Annotated in this window: 16 protein-coding genes; 10 read left to right on the top strand and 6 right to left on the bottom strand. The window is 73.7% G+C overall.

Annotated features, from left to right (window positions below):
* Positions 1 to 332: 332 nt before the first annotated feature.
* The 5 genes from ACFY2L_RS27705 (at position 333) to ACFY2L_RS27685 (ending at position 4,739) form a co-directional block, all read left to right on the top strand.
* Positions 333 to 1,187, top strand: a complete 855-nt coding sequence (locus tag ACFY2L_RS27705; RefSeq protein WP_390823735.1) for a response regulator transcription factor — start codon at positions 333 to 335, stop codon at positions 1,185 to 1,187.
* 192 nt (positions 1,188 to 1,379) lie between these two features.
* Entirely contained in the window at positions 1,380 to 2,612 is a 1,233-nt protein-coding gene (locus tag ACFY2L_RS27700; protein WP_390823734.1) for a cytochrome P450, read from the top strand.
* Positions 2,613 to 2,704: 92 nt separating this feature from the next.
* Positions 2,705 to 2,908 carry a ferredoxin gene (locus ACFY2L_RS27695; RefSeq protein ID WP_390661632.1) on the top strand — a complete coding sequence of 68 codons (204 nt, stop codon included), beginning with the start codon at positions 2,705 to 2,707 and terminating at the stop codon, positions 2,906 to 2,908.
* On the top strand, positions 2,905 to 4,080 hold the full coding sequence (locus tag ACFY2L_RS27690) for an NAD(P)/FAD-dependent oxidoreductase (protein WP_390823733.1): 1,176 nt from the start codon (positions 2,905 to 2,907) through the stop codon (positions 4,078 to 4,080). Before ACFY2L_RS27695 ends, ACFY2L_RS27690 begins: the two co-directional genes overlap by 4 nt.
* A 146-nt stretch (positions 4,081 to 4,226) precedes the next feature.
* Positions 4,227 to 4,739 carry a MarR family winged helix-turn-helix transcriptional regulator gene (locus ACFY2L_RS27685; RefSeq protein ID WP_390823732.1) on the top strand — a complete coding sequence of 171 codons (513 nt, stop codon included), beginning with the start codon at positions 4,227 to 4,229 and terminating at the stop codon, positions 4,737 to 4,739.
* On the opposite strand, the gene ACFY2L_RS27680 is transcribed toward ACFY2L_RS27685, so the two are convergent.
* Positions 4,729 to 5,874, bottom strand: coding sequence for an MFS transporter (locus tag ACFY2L_RS27680; protein ID WP_390823756.1), 1,146 nt, complete (start codon positions 5,872 to 5,874; stop codon positions 4,729 to 4,731). The two genes, ACFY2L_RS27685 and ACFY2L_RS27680, sit on opposite strands and share 11 nt — an antisense overlap.
* Before the next feature lie 93 nt (positions 5,875 to 5,967).
* Here ACFY2L_RS27680 and ACFY2L_RS27675 point away from each other — a divergent pair, with 93 nt between their 5' ends.
* The 4 genes from ACFY2L_RS27675 to ACFY2L_RS27660 all read left to right on the top strand — a co-directional run bounded on the left by ACFY2L_RS27675 (position 5,968) and on the right by ACFY2L_RS27660 (position 10,132).
* Positions 5,968 to 6,714 (top strand): AraC family transcriptional regulator, encoded by a 747-nt coding sequence (locus ACFY2L_RS27675; protein WP_390661483.1) that lies wholly within the window; start codon positions 5,968 to 5,970, stop codon positions 6,712 to 6,714.
* A 121-nt stretch (positions 6,715 to 6,835) separates the two neighbouring features.
* A complete protein-coding gene (locus ACFY2L_RS27670) occupies positions 6,836 to 7,216 on the top strand; it encodes a DoxX family protein (protein WP_390661484.1) in 381 nt (126 codons plus the stop codon).
* A complete protein-coding gene (locus ACFY2L_RS27665) occupies positions 7,213 to 7,680 on the top strand; it encodes a peroxiredoxin (RefSeq protein WP_390661485.1) in 468 nt (155 codons plus the stop codon). The genes ACFY2L_RS27670 and ACFY2L_RS27665 overlap by 4 nt, the downstream gene beginning before the upstream one ends.
* Before the next feature lie 109 nt (positions 7,681 to 7,789).
* On the top strand, positions 7,790 to 10,132 hold the full coding sequence (locus ACFY2L_RS27660; RefSeq protein WP_390823731.1) for a SpoIIE family protein phosphatase: 2,343 nt from the start codon (positions 7,790 to 7,792) through the stop codon (positions 10,130 to 10,132).
* A gap of 9 nt (positions 10,133 to 10,141) precedes the next feature.
* On the opposite strand, the gene ACFY2L_RS27655 is transcribed toward ACFY2L_RS27660, so the two are convergent.
* Positions 10,142 to 10,579: a cupin domain-containing protein gene (locus ACFY2L_RS27655; RefSeq protein ID WP_390823755.1), complete on the bottom strand. Its 438-nt coding sequence runs from the start codon at positions 10,577 to 10,579 to the stop codon at positions 10,142 to 10,144.
* 211 nt (positions 10,580 to 10,790) lie between these two features.
* A complete protein-coding gene (locus tag ACFY2L_RS27650) occupies positions 10,791 to 11,621 on the bottom strand; it encodes an aldo/keto reductase (RefSeq protein ID WP_390661487.1) in 831 nt (276 codons plus the stop codon).
* 237 nt (positions 11,622 to 11,858) lie between these two features.
* On the opposite strand from ACFY2L_RS27650, the gene ACFY2L_RS27645 reads away from it, so the two are divergent.
* The gene (locus ACFY2L_RS27645) at positions 11,859 to 12,827 is read left to right on the top strand and encodes a TauD/TfdA dioxygenase family protein (protein WP_390661488.1); all 969 of its coding nucleotides are present in this window, start codon (positions 11,859 to 11,861) and stop codon (positions 12,825 to 12,827) included.
* Between the two features lie 476 nt (positions 12,828 to 13,303).
* On the opposite strand, the gene ACFY2L_RS27640 is transcribed toward ACFY2L_RS27645, so the two are convergent.
* The 3 genes from ACFY2L_RS27640 to ACFY2L_RS27630 form a co-directional block, all read right to left on the bottom strand.
* Positions 13,304 to 13,837, bottom strand: coding sequence for a hypothetical protein (locus ACFY2L_RS27640; protein WP_390823730.1), 534 nt, complete (start codon positions 13,835 to 13,837; stop codon positions 13,304 to 13,306).
* A 5-nt stretch (positions 13,838 to 13,842) separates the two neighbouring features.
* On the bottom strand, positions 13,843 to 14,913 hold the full coding sequence (locus ACFY2L_RS27635; protein WP_390823729.1) for an LLM class flavin-dependent oxidoreductase: 1,071 nt from the start codon (positions 14,911 to 14,913) through the stop codon (positions 13,843 to 13,845).
* 67 nt (positions 14,914 to 14,980) lie between these two features.
* Positions 14,981 to 16,486 carry a metallophosphoesterase family protein gene (locus tag ACFY2L_RS27630; RefSeq protein WP_390823728.1) on the bottom strand — a complete coding sequence of 502 codons (1,506 nt, stop codon included), beginning with the start codon at positions 16,484 to 16,486 and terminating at the stop codon, positions 14,981 to 14,983.
* Positions 16,487 to 16,686 lie beyond the last annotated feature (200 nt).

Genomic DNA, 16,686 nt, shown 5'->3' with positions numbered 1-16,686 from the left:
CGCCGAGGGGCGTTCCGTACACGGGTCCACACGCGTCCGCGAGGTCCGCGGGTCCCTGCGTCCGGGTGGGGCCGCGCGGGTCCACCGCGTCCGGGTGGTCCGGGCCGGTGGAGGTGTCCCCGGGTCCGGAAGCCGTCGGGGGGAGCGAGCCGGCTTCCGGACCCGGGGACGGCGCCGGGTCCCGTCCCCACGGGTGCGGCGCCCGGAAGCCGTCTCCGCTCAGGACGGCCCCGATGGGGTTGCTTGAGTCAGGCAAACATATGTGGATTACTTGAGTCAAGCAACGATGAGATTTACTTGAGTTAGGCAAGTAGGCGGGTAGGGTGGAAGTCATGTCCCCCTCATCGCCCGCAGTGAACCCCGCCGACGGCGACCTCTCCGGACCGTTACCCCGCCCGGGCCCCCCGCGCGCGGTCGTGCCCGTGGGTGCGGGCCCGCACGGGAATCCCTCGCTGGCCCGCGGTGCCGGGCAGCATGTGCTGATCCTCGCCGGTGAGCCGGACACCGCCGAACTGCTCACCACCACCTTGGAGTTGGCCGGCTACCGGATCGGCCTCACGGACACCGCCGCCGACGCGCTGGCCCGGCTCGACGGACACCGCTTCGATCTGCTCGTCGTCGACACCACCCTGCCCGGCCTGGCCGGCGTCGCCCGCTCCGGCCGCCCCGTGCTCGCCCGCCGGCCCCCGGTCCTCTATCTCACCCCGTACGACTCCCTCGGCCGTCTCCTGCCCGAACTCGGCCTGGGGGAGACGGACGGGGAGAAGGACTACGTCACCAAGCCGTTCCGGGTGGCCGAGGTCCTGGCCCGGATCCAGGTGCTCCTGCGCGGCACCGGCACCGGCCTCGGCCGCCCCGGCCGCTCCCCGTCGTACGGCGATCTGTTCCTCGACGACACGCTCTGCCGTGCCCGGCGCGGGTCCCGGCCCCTCGACCTCACCCCCGCCGAGTACCGCCTGCTCCGTCACCTCCTGGTCAACGCGCACCGGGTGCTCTCCAAGGAGCAGATCGGCCGGTACGTCTGGGGCGACTTCCGCGGCGACAACGCCATCGAGCAACTCGTCTCACGGCTGCGCCGCAAGGTGGACCGGGACGCACCGGCCCTGATCCACACGCGTCGGGGCTTCGGCTACTGGCTGGGGAGCGCGCACGGCGAGGACCGGGGAGGTGCCAGGAGGACGTCGTAGGGGCCGAGGGCGCGGGCGCCGTCGGCCGCCGAAGCCCACCGGCTCCCGATGTGATCCGGGCCACGTCAGGTTTCTGTCAGGGAACTGACCGGGAGCCGTCAGCCCCCTCTGTTTGCATGCGCTCGTCGAGGCCTCGACCCCCTTCCCCCGGCGCTCCGGCCCGACCGGAGCCCCCCACCACCGAGGAGAGCCATGGCCGACGTCCTGACCGGCCCGGAGCCCCAAGTTCCGGACGCGGTACCGGAGTTCCCGATGCCGAGGGCGGCCCGCTGTCCGTTCGACCCGCCCCCCGCCCTCAAGGACCTGCAGGAGCGGGCGCCGCTGACGAGGGTCCGTCTCTGGGACGGCACCGAGCCCTGGCTCGTGACCCGTTACGCCGAACAGCGGGCGATCCTGGGCGACTCCCGGGTCAGCGCGGACACCGACCGTCCGGGTTACCCCACCAAGGCGAGCCCCGCGGGCGGCGAGGGCAAGCTGAGCTTCATCATGATGGACGACCCCGAACACGCCCGGCTGCGCCGGATGGTGACGGCGCCTTTCGCCATCAGGAAGGTCGAGGCCCTGCGCCCGGCCGTGCAGCGCATCGTGGACGACCTGATCGACGACCTGCTGGCCGGCCCCCGGCCGGTGGACCTGGTCGAGGAGTTCGCCCTGCCGATCCCCTCGCTGGTGATCTGCGAACTGCTCGGTGTGCCCTACGACGACCACGCCTTCTTCCAGGACAACACCAGGACGATGGTCCACCGGGACGCCACCCCCGAACAGCGCGGCCGGGCGAGCCGCGAGGTGGCCGCCTACCTCGCCCGGCTCATCGGCGCACGGCTCGCCGACCCGCGCGACGACCTGCTGTCGGACATCGCCGCGCGCATCACCGCCGGTGAGATCGACCACCAGCAGGCCACCGAGATGGCACTGCTGCTGCTCATCGCCGGGCACGAGACCACCGCCAACATGATCGCGCTCGGCACCCTGGCCCTGCTCCGGCACCCCGACCAACTGGCGCTCCTGCGCGAGACCGACGACCCGGGACTGGTCTCCTCCGCCGTCGAGGAGCTGCTGCGCTACCTGCACATCACCCACCTCGGCCGACGCCGCGCGGTCACCGCGGACATCGAGATCGCCGGGCAAGTCATCAAGGCCGGCGAGGGCGTGATCATGGCCAACGAGATCGCCAACCGCGACCCCGACGTCTTCCCCGACCCCGACCGGCTCGACATCACCCGCGACGCCCGCCGCCACGTCGCGTTCGGTTTCGGCGTCCACCAGTGCCTCGGCCAGCCGCTCGCGCGCATGGAACTGCAGGTCGTCTACGGCACCCTGTACCGGCGCATCCCCGACCTGCGGCTCGTCGGCTCCCTCGACGACGTCCGCTTCAAGCACGACGCCTTCATCTACGGCGTCCACGCGCTGCCCGTGACCTGGTGACGGTTCCCCGTCCCGCCCGGCACGACGGCGACAAGAACGCGAAGAACGCGAAGAACGCGAAGGACCCGAGGAACGTGACGAAGGGGAATTTCATGACCTCCCACAAGGTGGAGCTGGAAGCCGACAAGTGCGTGGCTTCGGGACAGTGCGTGGTCGCCGCCATGCAGGTCTTCGACCAGGACGACGACGGCATCGCGGTCCTGCTGGAGGAGCGGCCCGCGCCCGGCCTCCTCGACGACGTCCGGGAGGCCGTCGCCGTCTGCCCGGCCGCCGCCATCCGCCTGGTCGAGCAGTGAACCGCGTCGTGGTCGTCGGCGCCTCGGCCGCCGGACTCGCGGCGGTCGAGACCCTCCGCCGCGAGGGCTACGACGGCACCCTCACCCTCGTCGGCGACGAACCGCACCTCCCGTACGACCGCCCGCCGCTGTGCAAGCAGCTCCTGGCCTCCGAGTGGGCGGAGGACCGTCTGCGGCTGCGCCGGCCCGAGGACCTCGCCGCTCTCGGCCTGGACCTGCGGCTCGGCGTCGCCGCGTCCGGCCTGGACCTGACGGACCGCCGGGTGCGGCTGGCCGACGGCCGTGCGGTGCCGTACGACGGACTGGTCCTGGCCACCGGGGTGCGACCGCGCCGGCTGCCCGGCGAGGGTGCGCACGTGCTGCGCACCCTGGAGGACGCCCTCGCCCTGCGGGAGCGCCTGGCGCCGGGCCGCCGTCTGATCGTCGTCGGCGCCGGTTTCCTCGGCGCGGAGGCGGCGGCCGTCGCCTGGCGCCTCGGCGCCCGGGTCACGCTGCTGGAACCGGCGGCGGTGCCGCTGGCCCACGCCGTCGGCGAGGCCGTCGGGCGAGTGCTGGCGCAGGCTCACCGGGACCGGGGCGTGCGTCTGCGCTGCGGCGTCACCGTCACCGAGGTGACCGAGGACGGCGTACGGCTCGCGGACGGCGAGGTCGTCGAGGCCGACGAGGTGCTGGTCGCCGTCGGCTCGCTGCCCAACACCGGCTGGCTGGCGGGCAGCGGACTCACGGTCGGCGACGGCGTGGTCTGCGACGAGTACCTGGAGGCCGCGCGGGGCGTCTACGCCGCGGGGGACGTGGCCCGCTGGCACAACCCGCTGTTCGGCGCCGGGATGCGGATCGAGCACCGTACGAACGCGGCCGAGCAGGGCATGGCCGCCGCCCGCAACCTGCTCGCCGCCCCAAAGGCGCGCAAGCCGTTCGCGCCGGTGCCGTACTTCTGGTCAGACCAGTACGACATGAAGATCCAGGCGTACGGATTCCTGCGCGGCCACGACGAGATGGCCGTCGTCGAGGGCGCCCTCGACGACCGCCGGTTCGTCGCCGCGTACCGCACCGGCGACCGGGTGAGCGGGGCGCTGGCGGTGGGGATGCCGCCGAAGGCGATCCGCCCGTGGCGGCAGGCGATCGCGTCCGGCGCGGCCTGGGGCGAGGGGGTGCGACGCGTCCCGGCATAGCGCGGGCGCGAGACGGACCACCGCGTACGATCCGACCGTGCGGGTATCGCGGAAGCGGGCGTCGCGCATCGTCTCTCCGCAGGATCCGCGGTACACGTACGCCGTAACTTACTTGAGTTACGCAACGAGATGGTAAAGTGGGTTGCATGTCCACCGAACCGCTCCCCGTGCCCGCCGTCGCCTCCCCGGAAGTGATCGAGATCGAGCGCGCGCTCACGCGCATCACCTACCTGAGCACCCGCGCCCGGCAGCACGACCGGCTGATGGCGATGGCCGGCGTCCCCCTGGACCGCGCCGCCGTGGCCCTGCTGCGCCAGGTCGCCGACACCGAGCCGCTGCGGCCGGGGGAGCTCGCCCAGCGCCTGGGCGTCGAGGCCTCGCACGTGACCCGTACGGTGCAGCAGCTGCAGAAGTCCGGCTACGTCACCCGCGTCCCCGACCCCGACGACGGCCGGGCCCAGCGGATCCAGCTCACCGACGCCGGCCGTGAGGCCGTCGACCGCGTCCGCGACGCCGGTGCCCGGGGGATGCAGCTCGCCCTGGCCGACTGGTCCCCCGAGGAACTGGGCCGGCTCGCCGCGCTCTTCCACCGCATGGTCGACGACTTCCTCTCCTACGCCGTCGAGGAGGAGGCCGAGCAGCCGGCCGTCAAGGGCTGACCCGGTCCCGGCCGGCCGGAACCGGAGCCGCCCCGGCCGGCTCACCCAGCCCGCGCAGCAGGAGCCAGGCCACCACGGGCGGAACGAGAAGGGGCACCAGCCCGGTCCGCAGCGACGTGGCGTCCGCGAGCGCCCCCAGGGCCGGAGCCGCCATCCCCCCGACGCTCACCGTCAGGCCCAGCGTGACACCGCTCGCCGTGCCCATGTGCCGGGGCAGACAGTCCTGGCCCAGGGTCACGTGCAGCGAGAACGGCACGTACAGCCCGGCCGAGGCGAGCGCCACGCACCCGTACAGCGCCGGACCCGGCACGAGCAGGACCCCCGCGACCGCCAGCAGGGTCACTCCGTACGAACCGCGCACCACCGGCAGCCGGCCGTACCGTTCCGCCAGCCTGCTCCCGGCCAGCGTCCCCACCGCGCCTCCCGCGTACAGCACGCACAGCGCGGCCGTGCCCGCGGCCGCCCCGCCGCCGGTGCGCTCCCGCACGTACACCGCGACGAACGCGCTCAGCCCGACGAAGACGATCGAGCGGCACACCACGGCCCCCGACAGACGCAGGAACGACGGCCAGTCGTCGCGGCCCGTACCCACGACGGAGGCGGTGCCCGCGGTCCGGGCGCCCGCCGAGCGCACCGCGGCCGCGCACAGCACCACGCCCACGAGGGCGGGCACGCCCAGCAGGGGAGAGGCCCCGAGGCCCCCGGACGCGACCACGCCCGAGACGAGCAGCGGGGCGCACGCGAAACCGGCGTTGCCGCCGAGCGCGAACCAGCCCATCGCCGTATGGCTGCCACCCGACACGGCACGGGCGGCCCGCGCGGCCTCCGGGTGGTACGCCGCGACACCCACCCCGGAGACGGCGACCGCCGCGAGGGTCGGCGTGTAGGAGCCGCCGACCCCGCTCAGGGCCACGCCCGTACCGGCGGCCGCCGCGCTCAGCGGCAGCAGCCAGGGCATCGCCCACCGGTCGGTGAGCAGACCGAACAGCGGCTGCGCCACCGACGACAGCAACGAGGCCGCCAGGACGACACCGGAGGCGGCGGCGTAGGACCAGGCGCGCTCGGAGACGAAGAACGGCACCAGGGCGGCCACCGCCCCCTGGTAGACGTCCACGCACGCGTGGCCCAGGGACATCAGGACGAGGGGCCGGCCGGCCGGCACGTTTTTCGGCACACGGCGATCGTCGCGACCGCCGTGCCTGTCGCGCTTCCGATAATCTGCCCATCTGTGTCGAACATCCGCCATGCCCCGCAGGCCCCCACCCGCGCCCGGGTCCTGGCGCCCGGCGAGCGCATCGACGCCCACCGGCACGACGACCACCAGATCGTCTACGCCGGCTCCGGCGTCCTGGCCGTCACCACCGACGCCGGCACCTGGTTCGCGCCCGGCACCCGAGCCCTGTGGGTGCCCGCGGGCACCGTGCACGCCCATCGCGCGTACGGCCATCTCGACCTGCACCTGGTCGGGCTGCCCGCCGACGACAACCCGCTGGGCCTGGACACCCCCACCGCCCTGGCCGTCAGCCCCCTGCTGCGGGAACTGATCCGCGCCTACACCGCCGCACCCGAGGACACGAGCCCCGAACGGGCCCGGCTGCTCGCCGTCCTGCGCGACCAGCTGCGCGCCTGCCCGCAGCAGCCCATGCGGCTGCCCACCGCCGCCGACCCGCGCCTCGCCGCGGTGTGCGCGCTCGTCCACGCCGACCCGGCCGACCAGCGCACCCTCGCCGCGCTCGGGGCCGCCACCGGCACCGGCGAACGCACGCTCAGCCGCCTCTTCCGCGGCGAGTTCGGCATGACCTTCCCCCAGTGGCGCACCCAGTCGCGGCTCTACCACGCCCTGCGGCTGCTCGCCGACGGCACCCCCGTCACCACGGTCGCGCTGCGCTGCGGCTGGTCCTCGGCGAGCGCCTTCATCGACGTCTTCCGCAGGTCCTTCGGCCATACCCCGGGCCGGTACGGGCGCGAGGGCTGACCCGGGCTCCACCTCCGCCCCGGGGCAAGGGAGTTGGCGCGTGCCCGCCGGCCGACCCCCGCCTCCGGGCCCTGCACTACCGTCCAGTAATGTCGGGCGCCAGGACATCAGAGGAGGAACCTTGCCCCGGTCCGAACGCTCACCCCTGCTGCTGGCGGGACTGCTGGCCGCCGCGGGAGTGGCCCACTTCGCCACCCCGCGCTCCTTCGACGCGACCATCCCGCCCGCCCTGCCGGGCTCGCCCAGGGCCTGGACGTACGGCAGCGGCGTCGCCGAACTGGCGCTGGCGGCCGGGGTGGCGCTGCCCCGGACCCGGAAGGCGGCGGCCCTGGCCACCGCCGCGTTCTTCGTCGGCGTCTTCCCCGCCAACGTCAAGATGGCGCTGGACTGGCGCGACCGGCCCACCCCCCTCAAGACCGCCGCCTTCGGCCGGCTGCCCCTCCAGGTGCCCCTCGTGCTGTGGGCCCGCAGCGTCGCGCGGAGCGCGGAGGGGCGGTCATGACGAAGACACCGGAGACCGGCGACACGGTCGAGGACTTCTCCCTCCCGGACGAGACCGGCACGCTCCGCAGCCTGACGGACCTGCTCGCCGACGGCCCCGTCGTCCTCTTCTTCTACCCGGCCGCCCTCAGCCCCGGCTGCACCGCGGAGGCCTGCCACTTCCGCGATCTCGCCGCCGAGTTCGCGGCGGCGGGCGCCCGGCCCGTCGGCATCAGCGGCGACTCCGTCGACCGGCAGCAGGAGTTCGCCGGACGCCACACCCTCGGCATGACCCTGCTCTCCGACACCGACGGAACCGTGCGGGAGCGCTTCGGCGTGAAGCGGGGCGTCTCGGTGCTGCCCACCAAGCGGGCCACCTTCGTCATAGCCCAGGACCGCACCGTCCTGGAGGTCGTCCGCAGCGAACTGCGCATGAACACCCACGCCGACCGCGCCCTGGAGGCACTGCGCGCCCACCGCGCCTAGGTGTATTGATCACGAGCGTCGTCGACGCTCGCCGGCGCGCGGAGCCCCTGGTTCCGCGCCCGGCTCCGCGCGGTTGATGCACCCGTGCAAAAGGACCATTCTGGACGACATGGAGCATGTCGTCGCTGCGGCCGTCATCGATGCCCGGGGCATCGTGACGGCGTGGAGCGAGGGGGCCCGGCAGCTGACGGGTCACTCCGCCGCCGGGGCCGTGGGACGGGCGGCGACCGAGCTGCTCGCCGAGGAACTCCCACCGCTCCCGGCCCGGGCGTGGAGCCGGCCCGTCGTCGTCCGCCACCACGACGGCCGCCCCGTCACCCTGGCCGTCACCGCGTGCCCGGTGCTAGGCCCCGGCGGGGAGCCCATGGGCTGGACCCTCACCGCCGAACGGCCCCCGGCCCCGGAACCGACCCTGGCGGGACGCGCCTTCCAGCAGGCGTCCATGTCGATGTCCGTCTTCGACCCCCGGCAGCGCTATCTGCGTCTGAACGAGGTCGCCTGCAAGCTCATGGGCGTGTCCGAGGACGTCCTGCTCGGCCGTCACTTCCCGGAGACCGTCGAGGACGCCGAGCACAGCCAGGGCTTCAACTGGCACCTCCGCCATGTCGCCGAGACCGGCCGCCCGGCCCGCTACGAGAGCTTCACCGGCGCCCCCTCCCTCAACCGGGAGCACGCCTGGAGCATCGAGATGTGGCCGGTGCGCGACGAATCCGGCGAGGTCGGCGGGGTCGCCCTGGCGGCGTTCAACAGCACCGAGCAGTACCTGGCCCGCCAGCGGCTGGCCCTGCTGAACGAGGCGGCCGCCTCCATCGGCACCACCCTCGACGTGGTGCGCACCACCGAGGAAGTGGTCGAACTGCTCGTGCCGAGGTTCGCCGACTTCGCCTGCGTGGACCTCCTCGACTGGGTCCTCGGCGCCGACGAGCCGCCCCCCGTGCCCGAGGGCGAGATCGCGCTGCGCAGGGTCGCCCACGGCTCCGTCCACGAGGGCACCCCCGAGGCCGCCGTGCACCTCGGCGGCACCGACACCCATCCGCCGTACAGCCCGCCCGCGCGCGCCCTGCGGGAGGGCCGCGCGGTCCTCAGCCAGGCGGGCGAGCCGGACTTCCTGCGCTGGCTCGACGAGCGGGACGCCCGCGCCCCCGAGGGACGCCGCCTGCGGCGCGGCGTCCACTCGATGATCTCGGTGCCGCTGCGGGCCCGCGGCACCACCCTCGGTGCCCTGGTCGCCATCCGTATCGGACATCCCGACGACTACGAGCCCGACGACGCCGTCTTCGCCGAGGAACTCGCCAGCCGGGCCGCCGTCTGCATCGACAACGCCCGCCGCTTCGCCCGCGAACGCACCACCGCGCTCGCCCTCCAGCACAGCCTCCTGCCGCGCGGGCTGCCCGGACAGGCCGCCGTCGAGGTCGCCCACCGGTACCTGCCCAGCGGCTCCACGGCCGGCATCGGCGGCGACTGGTTCGACGTGATTCCGCTCGCCGGCAGCCGGGTCGCCCTCGTCGTGGGAGACGTCGTCGGACACGGCATCCCGTCCTCGGCCACCATGGGCCGCCTGTGCATGGCCGTCCGCACCCTCGCCGACGTGGACCTGCCGCCCGACGAACTCCTCACCCACCTCGACGACCTCGTCACCCACCTCGCGGGCTACGAGGAGGGCGGCGACGACGTCGCGGAACTGGGCGCCACCTGCCTCTACGCCGTCTACGACCCCGTCAGCCGCCGGCTCTCCCTCGCCGCCGCGGGCCACCCCGCCCCGGCCGTCCTGCTGCCCGACGGCCGGGTGGAACTGGTCCGGATGACTCCCGGCCCCCCGCTCGGCGTCGGAGGACTGCCCTTCGAGGCGGTCGAGCTGGAACTGCCCGAGGGCGCGGTCGTCGCCCTCTACACCGACGGCCTCGTCGAGGACCGCGACCGGGACATCGACCGTGCGACCAGCGAACTGTGCAGCGCCCTCACCGCGCCGGCCGCCGACCTCGACGCCCTCTGCGACACCGTGCTCAAGGCCGTCCTGCCGGAGGAACCCGGCGACGACGTCGCCCTGCTGCTGGCCCGCACGCGCGCGCTCGGCGCCGACCGGGTCGCCACCTGGGACGTGGAACCCGACCCCGCCCAGGTCGCCGCCACCCGGCAGGCCGCCACCGAGCAACTCACCGAGTGGGGACTGGAGGAGGCCGCCTTCGTCACCGAACTCGTCGTCAGCGAACTCGTCACCAACGCCATCCGCTACGGCGAACCCCCCATCCAGCTCCGGCTGATCCGCGACCGCAGCCTCATCTGCGAGGTCGCCGACGGCAGTTCCACCTCCCCGCACCTGCGCCGCGCCCACGCCTTCGACGAGGGCGGACGCGGTCTGCTGCTCGTCGCCCAGCTCACCCAGCGCTGGGGAAGCCGGCAGACCGACCGGGGCAAGACGATCTGGGCGGAACAGTCCCTCGGGTCGCGGTGAGCGCCGGGCTCACTCGAAGGGGCAGCCCGGGTTCGGCGCGTCCTCGGAGAACGGCGAGCCGTGCGGCAGCACGTACAGGACCTCCAGGACGACCGGGGTGTCGCCCAGGTTCCTGCCGAGGTGCACGTTCCCCGGCCCCGCCGGCTCCCGGATGACAGCGCCCTGCGGATACACGCCGTCGGAGAGGCACGTCGAGGCGAAGTGACTGAGCGTGCCCGACTTCACGACGCCGTACAGCGGACCGTCGTGATAGTGCCAGCCGGTCGCCTGACCGGGCGGAATGGTGATCTCCCTGAGCGTGTAGTCGGTGTCCCCGACGGTTTTCTGGGCGAGGAGCCGGGCCGTGACCCCGGGACCCGGTGGGGTGGCGTGGGCGGCGGCCGGGCCGGCCAGGACGGCACCGACGACGATCGCCCCGGCCGTCGCGACTCTAAGCGGGATGCGGATACGCATACGGAAAGACCCCTCCGGCTCGTGCTCACATGGGCGGGCGAAGACGAATCCTGGCTGCGAACATAGAGGTACAGCAAGGCAGTTGGGGCCGCTTTCCGCTTTCCGCCTTGGGTATTCCGGATGCGGGTCCGGACGCGGGGTGCGTCGACCACGACTTCGGTACGTCCCCCACCTGCAACCGGAAGTCGACGTGCCCGTGCGGGGGTCAGAACTCCTCGTGCGTCTCCGGGTCCCCGCCCAGCCGCCGGTGTGCCCGGTCCGCGATCGCGCTCACCTGGGGCTGTCCGAGTTCGAAGCCGAACACGTCGAGGTTGGCGCGCTGACGGCCGGCGTCGGCGGACTTCGGGATGGGCACCGCGCCGAGCTGGACGTGCCAGCGCAGGACGACCTGGGCGGGGGTGACCCCGAGCGCCTCGGCGACGGAGACGACCGCGGGGTCCTTCAGGAGGGCCGAGCCGCGGCCCAGCGGGCTCCAGCTCTCCGTCACGATGCCCTTCGTCTCGTGGAAGGCGCGGAGCGCGTCCTGCGGGAAGAGCGGGTGGAGCTCGATCTGGTTCACGGACGGCAGGACGCCCGTCTCCTTCTCCAGGCGCTCGATGTGCTCGGGCGTGAAGTTGGAGACGCCGATCGAGCGGACCAGCCCCTCCTCCCGGAGCTTGATCATCGCCCGCCAGGAGTCGACATACCTGCCGACACGGGGGAGCGGCCAGTGGATCAGGTAGAGGTCGACGTACTCGAGGCCGAGGCGCCGGCGCGACTCCTCGAAGGAGGCGAGGGTCTCCTCGTAGCCGTGGTGGCGCCCGGGGAGCTTGGTCGTGACCACGATCTCCTCACGCGGTACTCCGCCGCGCGCCACTCCCCGGCCGACCCCGCTCTCGTTGCGGTAGTTCGTCGCCGTGTCGATCAGCCGGTACCCGAGCCCGAGCGCCCCGGCCACCGCCTCCTCCGCCTGTGTGTCGTCCATCGGCCAGGTGCCCAGTCCGAGGGCCGGGAGCCGCGTACCGTCGTTGAGCGTGTGCACCGGGATGTCGATCACCGTCTGGCCTTTCCCCTGGACTGTGTCTCGTCACTCCAGCCTCAGGGACGAGGATGGTTCGATCAAGCGGGCCGCGGGGCCACCCGGCTGTCGGGCCGCTGCGCCCCGCCGCCGCGACAGGTTCGACGGCGGGCCCGGAACCGACCCCCCGGCAGATCCCTCCCGAAGCCCTGTCGCCACGCCCTCGATTCGCTGTCACGATCTTCCCTGAGGCGTACCCACGAGATCGGAGCGGGCATGACGACGGACTTCGACAGCCAGGTGACGGAGGCGGCCGGGGTCGAGGTGAAACCCGTCGCCGGGCACACAGGCGCCGAGATCGAGGGCGTCGACCTGGCCGCCGGCCTGGACGACGCCCAGGTCGCCGCGATCAGGGCGGCCGTGCTGCGCTGGAAGGTGGTGTTCTTCCGCGGGCAGCGCCTCGACCACGCCGGACACGTGGCGTTCGCGCGGCGCTTCGGCGAGCCGGTCGTGCCGCGCAGGCGCGGCAGTGCCTCGCCGCCGGACCACCCGGAGATCGAGACGACCGCCGACCGGCTGGAGCTGGGCGGGAAGTTCGGCATGGAGCACGACGAATGGCTCCAGCGCAGGCGGCACACCCTGCTGCGCGGCTGGCACTGCGACCACGGCGCGCGCATCGACCCACCGGCCGCGACGATCCTGCGCGCCGAGACGGTACCTCCGTACGGCGGCGACACCACCTGGTCCAACCTGGCGGCCGCGTACGCGGGACTGTCCGCGCCGGTCCGGGAGTTCGTGGACGGACTGAGGGCCGAGCACCGGCTCGGCGTCGGGTATCAGCCGAGGCCGGGCGAGGACGCCTACGTCCGTCACCTGCTCGACCACCAGGTCGCCTCCCTGCACCCGCTGGTACGGGTCCACCCGGAGACGGGGGAGCGGATCCTGTACGTCAACGGCTACTACGTCGAGCAGATCGCCGACGTCTCCCGGGCGGAGAGCCGGGCACTCCTCGACATGCTGCTGGACCAGGCGGTACGGCCCGAGTACACGGTCCGCTTCCGCTGGGAACCGGGCAGCGTGGCCTTCTGGGACAACAGGGCCACCATGCACCTCGCCCCCGGCGACAACGCCCACCTCGGCTTCCCCCGCACCATGCACCGCGTGATGCTCACCGGCGACGTACCCGTCGGCACGGACGGCCGCCCGTCCGCCCCCCTGACCGGCCCCGAGCCCGGCCGCTGGTGACCCCGGCCCGGGCCCCGGCCGCGACGGCCCGCCTGCGGGGGAGTGGGACCGGTCCTTGCCGGGCAGTCCCCGTGCCGGAACGCCCTCCGGGGCCGCCGGGCTCCGGAGGGGGCTCCTGACGGGTTGCGATGAGTCGGTTCCTGACGGGGTGGCTCAGGACGCACCGGGCCCTGGCGGTCGTCGCTCGCGAGCCGGTCCCCGGACGCGGCGGGCGATCCCTGACGTCCCGTCGCCACCGGCCGTGCCCCCGCGCGTCGATCCCGGCCAGTCGGCCGTGCTCCGGGGACGGGTCGGTTCCCGCCGGGTCGGCTCCGGGCAAGCCGGTCTCCGCCCGGCCGTCGGCTGCGGGCACCGCCCCGGAGGAGCCGGTGCCTCCCTGCCCGGCTCGGCTGCGAGCAGGTTCCCGGGCGGTCCGCGCAGCGCCGGCACGGTTCTGCCAGGGCCGTTTCGGCCGGGGCCGGCGGTGGGAGTCGGGCTCAGGCCGGCTCGGCGCGGGTGACGAACGGGCGGTCGTCCTCCGGGAGGAACACGACGAACTCACGGGTGCCGTGGACCACGCGGGCCAGGCCCAGCCGCCGGTTCGCGCGCACCACGGCCTCCACGGGTTCGCCGCCCTCGACGATCCGCTCGCGCCCCGCGTGGTGACGCACGAGATCCTTCGCCGGCCCGCTGACCCAGAGCCCGACCCGCGCCCCCTGCCGCAGTGCCGCCAGCAGTTCCTCGCGCGGGCGGCCCGGGACCGCGCCCCGGACCCGGTGGCGCAGGCGTTCCTCGACGCCGGGTTCGGGTTCCCCCAGGGCCCGTTCCCCGCACCGCGGGCAGGCGGTCTCCCCGGCCGGGGTGAAGGGGCCGCGGTACAGGGTGAGCCGGTCCCGAGGAATGCCGCACAGCGTCCGGCCCCCGGACAGTCCGTGGGACGTGCCCGGGGCCGCCGTCTCCTCGCAGTTCGTGAAGAACGGCGGGCGGCGTCCCGGTCCATGGCGCCGGCCCCGCAGCTCCGGGTCCGACACGGCCGTCAGGCTTCCGTGTCGGTGTCGGTGTCGGCGTCCGTTTCCGCGGCCGTGCCGGGCCGCCGGCCCAGTGCCGGCCCCAGTTTCGTCGCCATGTCGGTCAGGATCTGCACGTAGTCCTCGTGCTCGAAGGTGAACGGAAGGGCGAAGGCGACCTCGTCGATCTCGCGGAACGCGGCGTGCGCGGACAGCTGTTCGGCGATCTCCTCGGAGGTGCCGACCAGATCCGGCGCGAACAGGAGCCGTGCCGGACCCTGGGGGGACGTGGTGCGCGGCAGGCGCCGGGCGGCGAACTCCTCGTACCTGGCGCGCTGTCCGGGTGAGGCCGAGTCGGTGGGGACGACCACGAGGCCCTGGGAGACGCGCGCGGCCTCGCCGTCGGGGTGCGCGGCGCGGAAGGCACGGATGTGGGAGAGCTGGATCTCCGCGAAGTCCCGTGTGTCGTCCGGGCCTTCGGCCTTGACCACGCTGCTGGTCAGGAAGTTCATGCCGTGCTCACCGGCCCACCCGGCCGAGCTCGCGCTGCCCCCGCCGTACCAGAGGCGACGGCCGAGGCCGGGGGAGTGCGGCTGGACCCGGTCGGAGAACACCTCGAACCCCTCGGCCCCGCTGAATTCCGTCGCCGGCTTGCCCCGCACGAAGTCCAGCAGCCGCCGCACCCGCTCGTGGCCGAAGTCCTCGGCGTCCGCCGTGTCCGGGTACAGGGCCTCCTTGACCTGGTCGTAGTGCATCGGCGGGCCGACACTCACGCCCGGATTGAGCCGCCCCCCGGACAGGACGTCGACCGTCGCCAGGTCCTCGGCCAGCCGCAGCGGGTTCTCCCAGCCGAGCGGGATCACCGCCGTGCCCAGCTCGATACGGCGGGTGCGCTGCGAGGCGGCCGCCAGGACGGCGACGGGGGAGGAGATGCCGTACTGCAGATGACGGTGCCGCACCCACGCGCTGTCGAAGCCGAGCCGCTCGCCGAGCTCGATGATCTCCAGCGTGGTCTCGTGGCCCCGGCCCGGGTCGTCCCCGTCGAACAGGCCGATGGTGAGGAAGCCCAGCTTCCGCAGCGGGCGTGGGGTCGTCGGCACGGGCTTCCTCCATCGTTCACGGCGGGGCGGCCGTTCAGCGGTTCTGTCCGATTGACGCGGTCCGGGATCAGGCCAGCGGGATGAGGACCTCGTCCTCGACCGGAGGACGGAGCTCCTGAGCACGGTTGCCGGTGGCCGCGTGGCAGCGCAGCCGGATCGCCTCCGGGGTGACGTCCAGACGCAGGAAGCACTTGAAGAAGGGCGGGCTGTACGTCGCCGAACTCGGCGAGAACAGCTGGGTGTAGATCTTGCGCACGGGGAGCCGGAGGCGTCTGCGGCGGTCCGGGCGGCTTCCGGTGCCCAGCAGGCCGGCGATCAGCCGGATCCGCCGGGTGATCCTGATCTCCGGCCCGGGCGTGCGGGTCGCCGGGATGCCGAGCCGCTCGGCGACGACCGCCTGGGCCTCGGCCGCGGTGAGGGCGAAGAAGCGGCGCAGCCGCAGCCGGCGGCCGTACAGCCTGCTGTAGAAGGCGAGCGAGTCACCGCGCAGCGGATAGCAGCGGAAGTCCCGCTCGGTGACGCCGGCGACGGAGACCCGGGGGATGGTGTGGGTGGCGTGCATGAAGGCGCCCCCACCGCCCGCCACGACGTACTGCAGGGTGCGGCCGTCCTCCAGCCGCACGGGATAGCGCTGGTAGTTGTGGATGTCGCCGCCTATCGCCGCGACGTAGTGGTGCTCGGGGGCGCGGACGATGTCGTCGACCGTGCCTCCGCCCTCGATGGCGCACGGGTGGTGCTCGCCGTCGACGTACAGCGGCGAGCCGGTGACCAGGATCTTCGGCCTCGGCCCCTGGGACACCTCGCGCAGCCAGGCGCCCTGCGCGGCGTCGAGGGTGCCCAGCAGGCCGGTGTCGATGCCGATGATCCGCACCGGCCCGGCGTCGATCGCCCAGTACGGGCCCGGCTGCACGGCCCGCTGGTCCGCCGACTGGCGCAACTCCCGTGCCTCGGACAGCAGTTGCTCGTCGTGCGGGCGCGGCCGGTGCCACAGCAGGGAGCGCAGCCAGGCACGGGTGAGCGGGCGTGGCGCGGGCTCGGCGGGCAGGGGTGGCGCGTCGTCGCAGAAGACCCGCATGAACCCGCCGAGGTCCTCGTACCAGTCGTGGTTGCCCGGTATCGCGTAGATGGGGGCCCGGTAGTCCCGGTACGGGCGGAAGAACTTGGCGCCGTAGTCGTCCACGCCGCCGACGGGGTAGATGACGTCGCTGGCGAGCACGGTGAACGCCGTGTCCTGACCGACCCTCAGAAAGCCCGGTACGACGGCGTACTGGGGATCGTCGCCCTCTCCCGTGTCACCGATGACCAGGAAGGAGAACCGGTCCGGGTCCGAGCGCCGGATCACCTTGTCGGCGGGCGCCCCGGCCGCCTCCCGCTGCGCCACCCACCGCCCGCGGGTACGCCCGGTCGGGTCCCCGAACCACGAGGCCAGCACGCCGTTGCGGGCGGCCCACAGCATCCGGGGGTCGAGCCACGAGATCTTCCGGACCCGGCCCGGCATCAACTGCCGGTACACCCCGGCTTCGGCCTCGCCCCAGCCGGCACCCTCGGCGGTATCACGTGAGGATTCAGACACGGGCTGCACCGTAGCAATCACCGACGCGGCGTCAGGAGGCGGGTGACACGGTCACGATGACCCCGCCGGGCACCGAGGTCGGTGGCCCGAACCGGTACGCGTGCTTCAAGAGGGTTGCGTTTCGGCACAGTTGGGCACAAAGAGGCGTACGCACGGCGCACGTGCGGCCCGCACCACGGGGGCCGCCGTCGATGCGTGGC

Source organism: Streptomyces sp. NPDC001381 (assembly GCF_042895685.1).
Classification (GTDB): Bacteria; Actinomycetota; Actinomycetes; order Streptomycetales; family Streptomycetaceae; genus Streptomyces.
The sequence above is the reverse complement of the archived record's forward strand: the minus strand, read 5'-3'. Positions and strand labels throughout refer to the sequence as shown.

Coding starts and splice junctions, on each gene's coding strand:
- ACFY2L_RS27645 (WP_390661488.1), top strand. CDS start 11,859: ATGACGACGGACTTCGACAGCCAGGTGACGGAGGCGGCCGGGGTCGAG.
- ACFY2L_RS27700 (WP_390823734.1), top strand. CDS start 1,380: ATGGCCGACGTCCTGACCGGCCCGGAGCCCCAAGTTCCGGACGCGGTA.
- ACFY2L_RS27665 (WP_390661485.1), top strand. CDS start 7,213: ATGACGAAGACACCGGAGACCGGCGACACGGTCGAGGACTTCTCCCTC.
- ACFY2L_RS27680 (WP_390823756.1), bottom strand. CDS start 5,874: ATGTCCCTGGGCCACGCGTGCGTGGACGTCTACCAGGGGGCGGTGGCC.
- ACFY2L_RS27685 (WP_390823732.1), top strand. CDS start 4,227: ATGTCCACCGAACCGCTCCCCGTGCCCGCCGTCGCCTCCCCGGAAGTG.
- ACFY2L_RS27660 (WP_390823731.1), top strand. CDS start 7,790: ATGGAGCATGTCGTCGCTGCGGCCGTCATCGATGCCCGGGGCATCGTG.
- ACFY2L_RS27695 (WP_390661632.1), top strand. CDS start 2,705: ATGACCTCCCACAAGGTGGAGCTGGAAGCCGACAAGTGCGTGGCTTCG.
- ACFY2L_RS27705 (WP_390823735.1), top strand. CDS start 333: ATGTCCCCCTCATCGCCCGCAGTGAACCCCGCCGACGGCGACCTCTCC.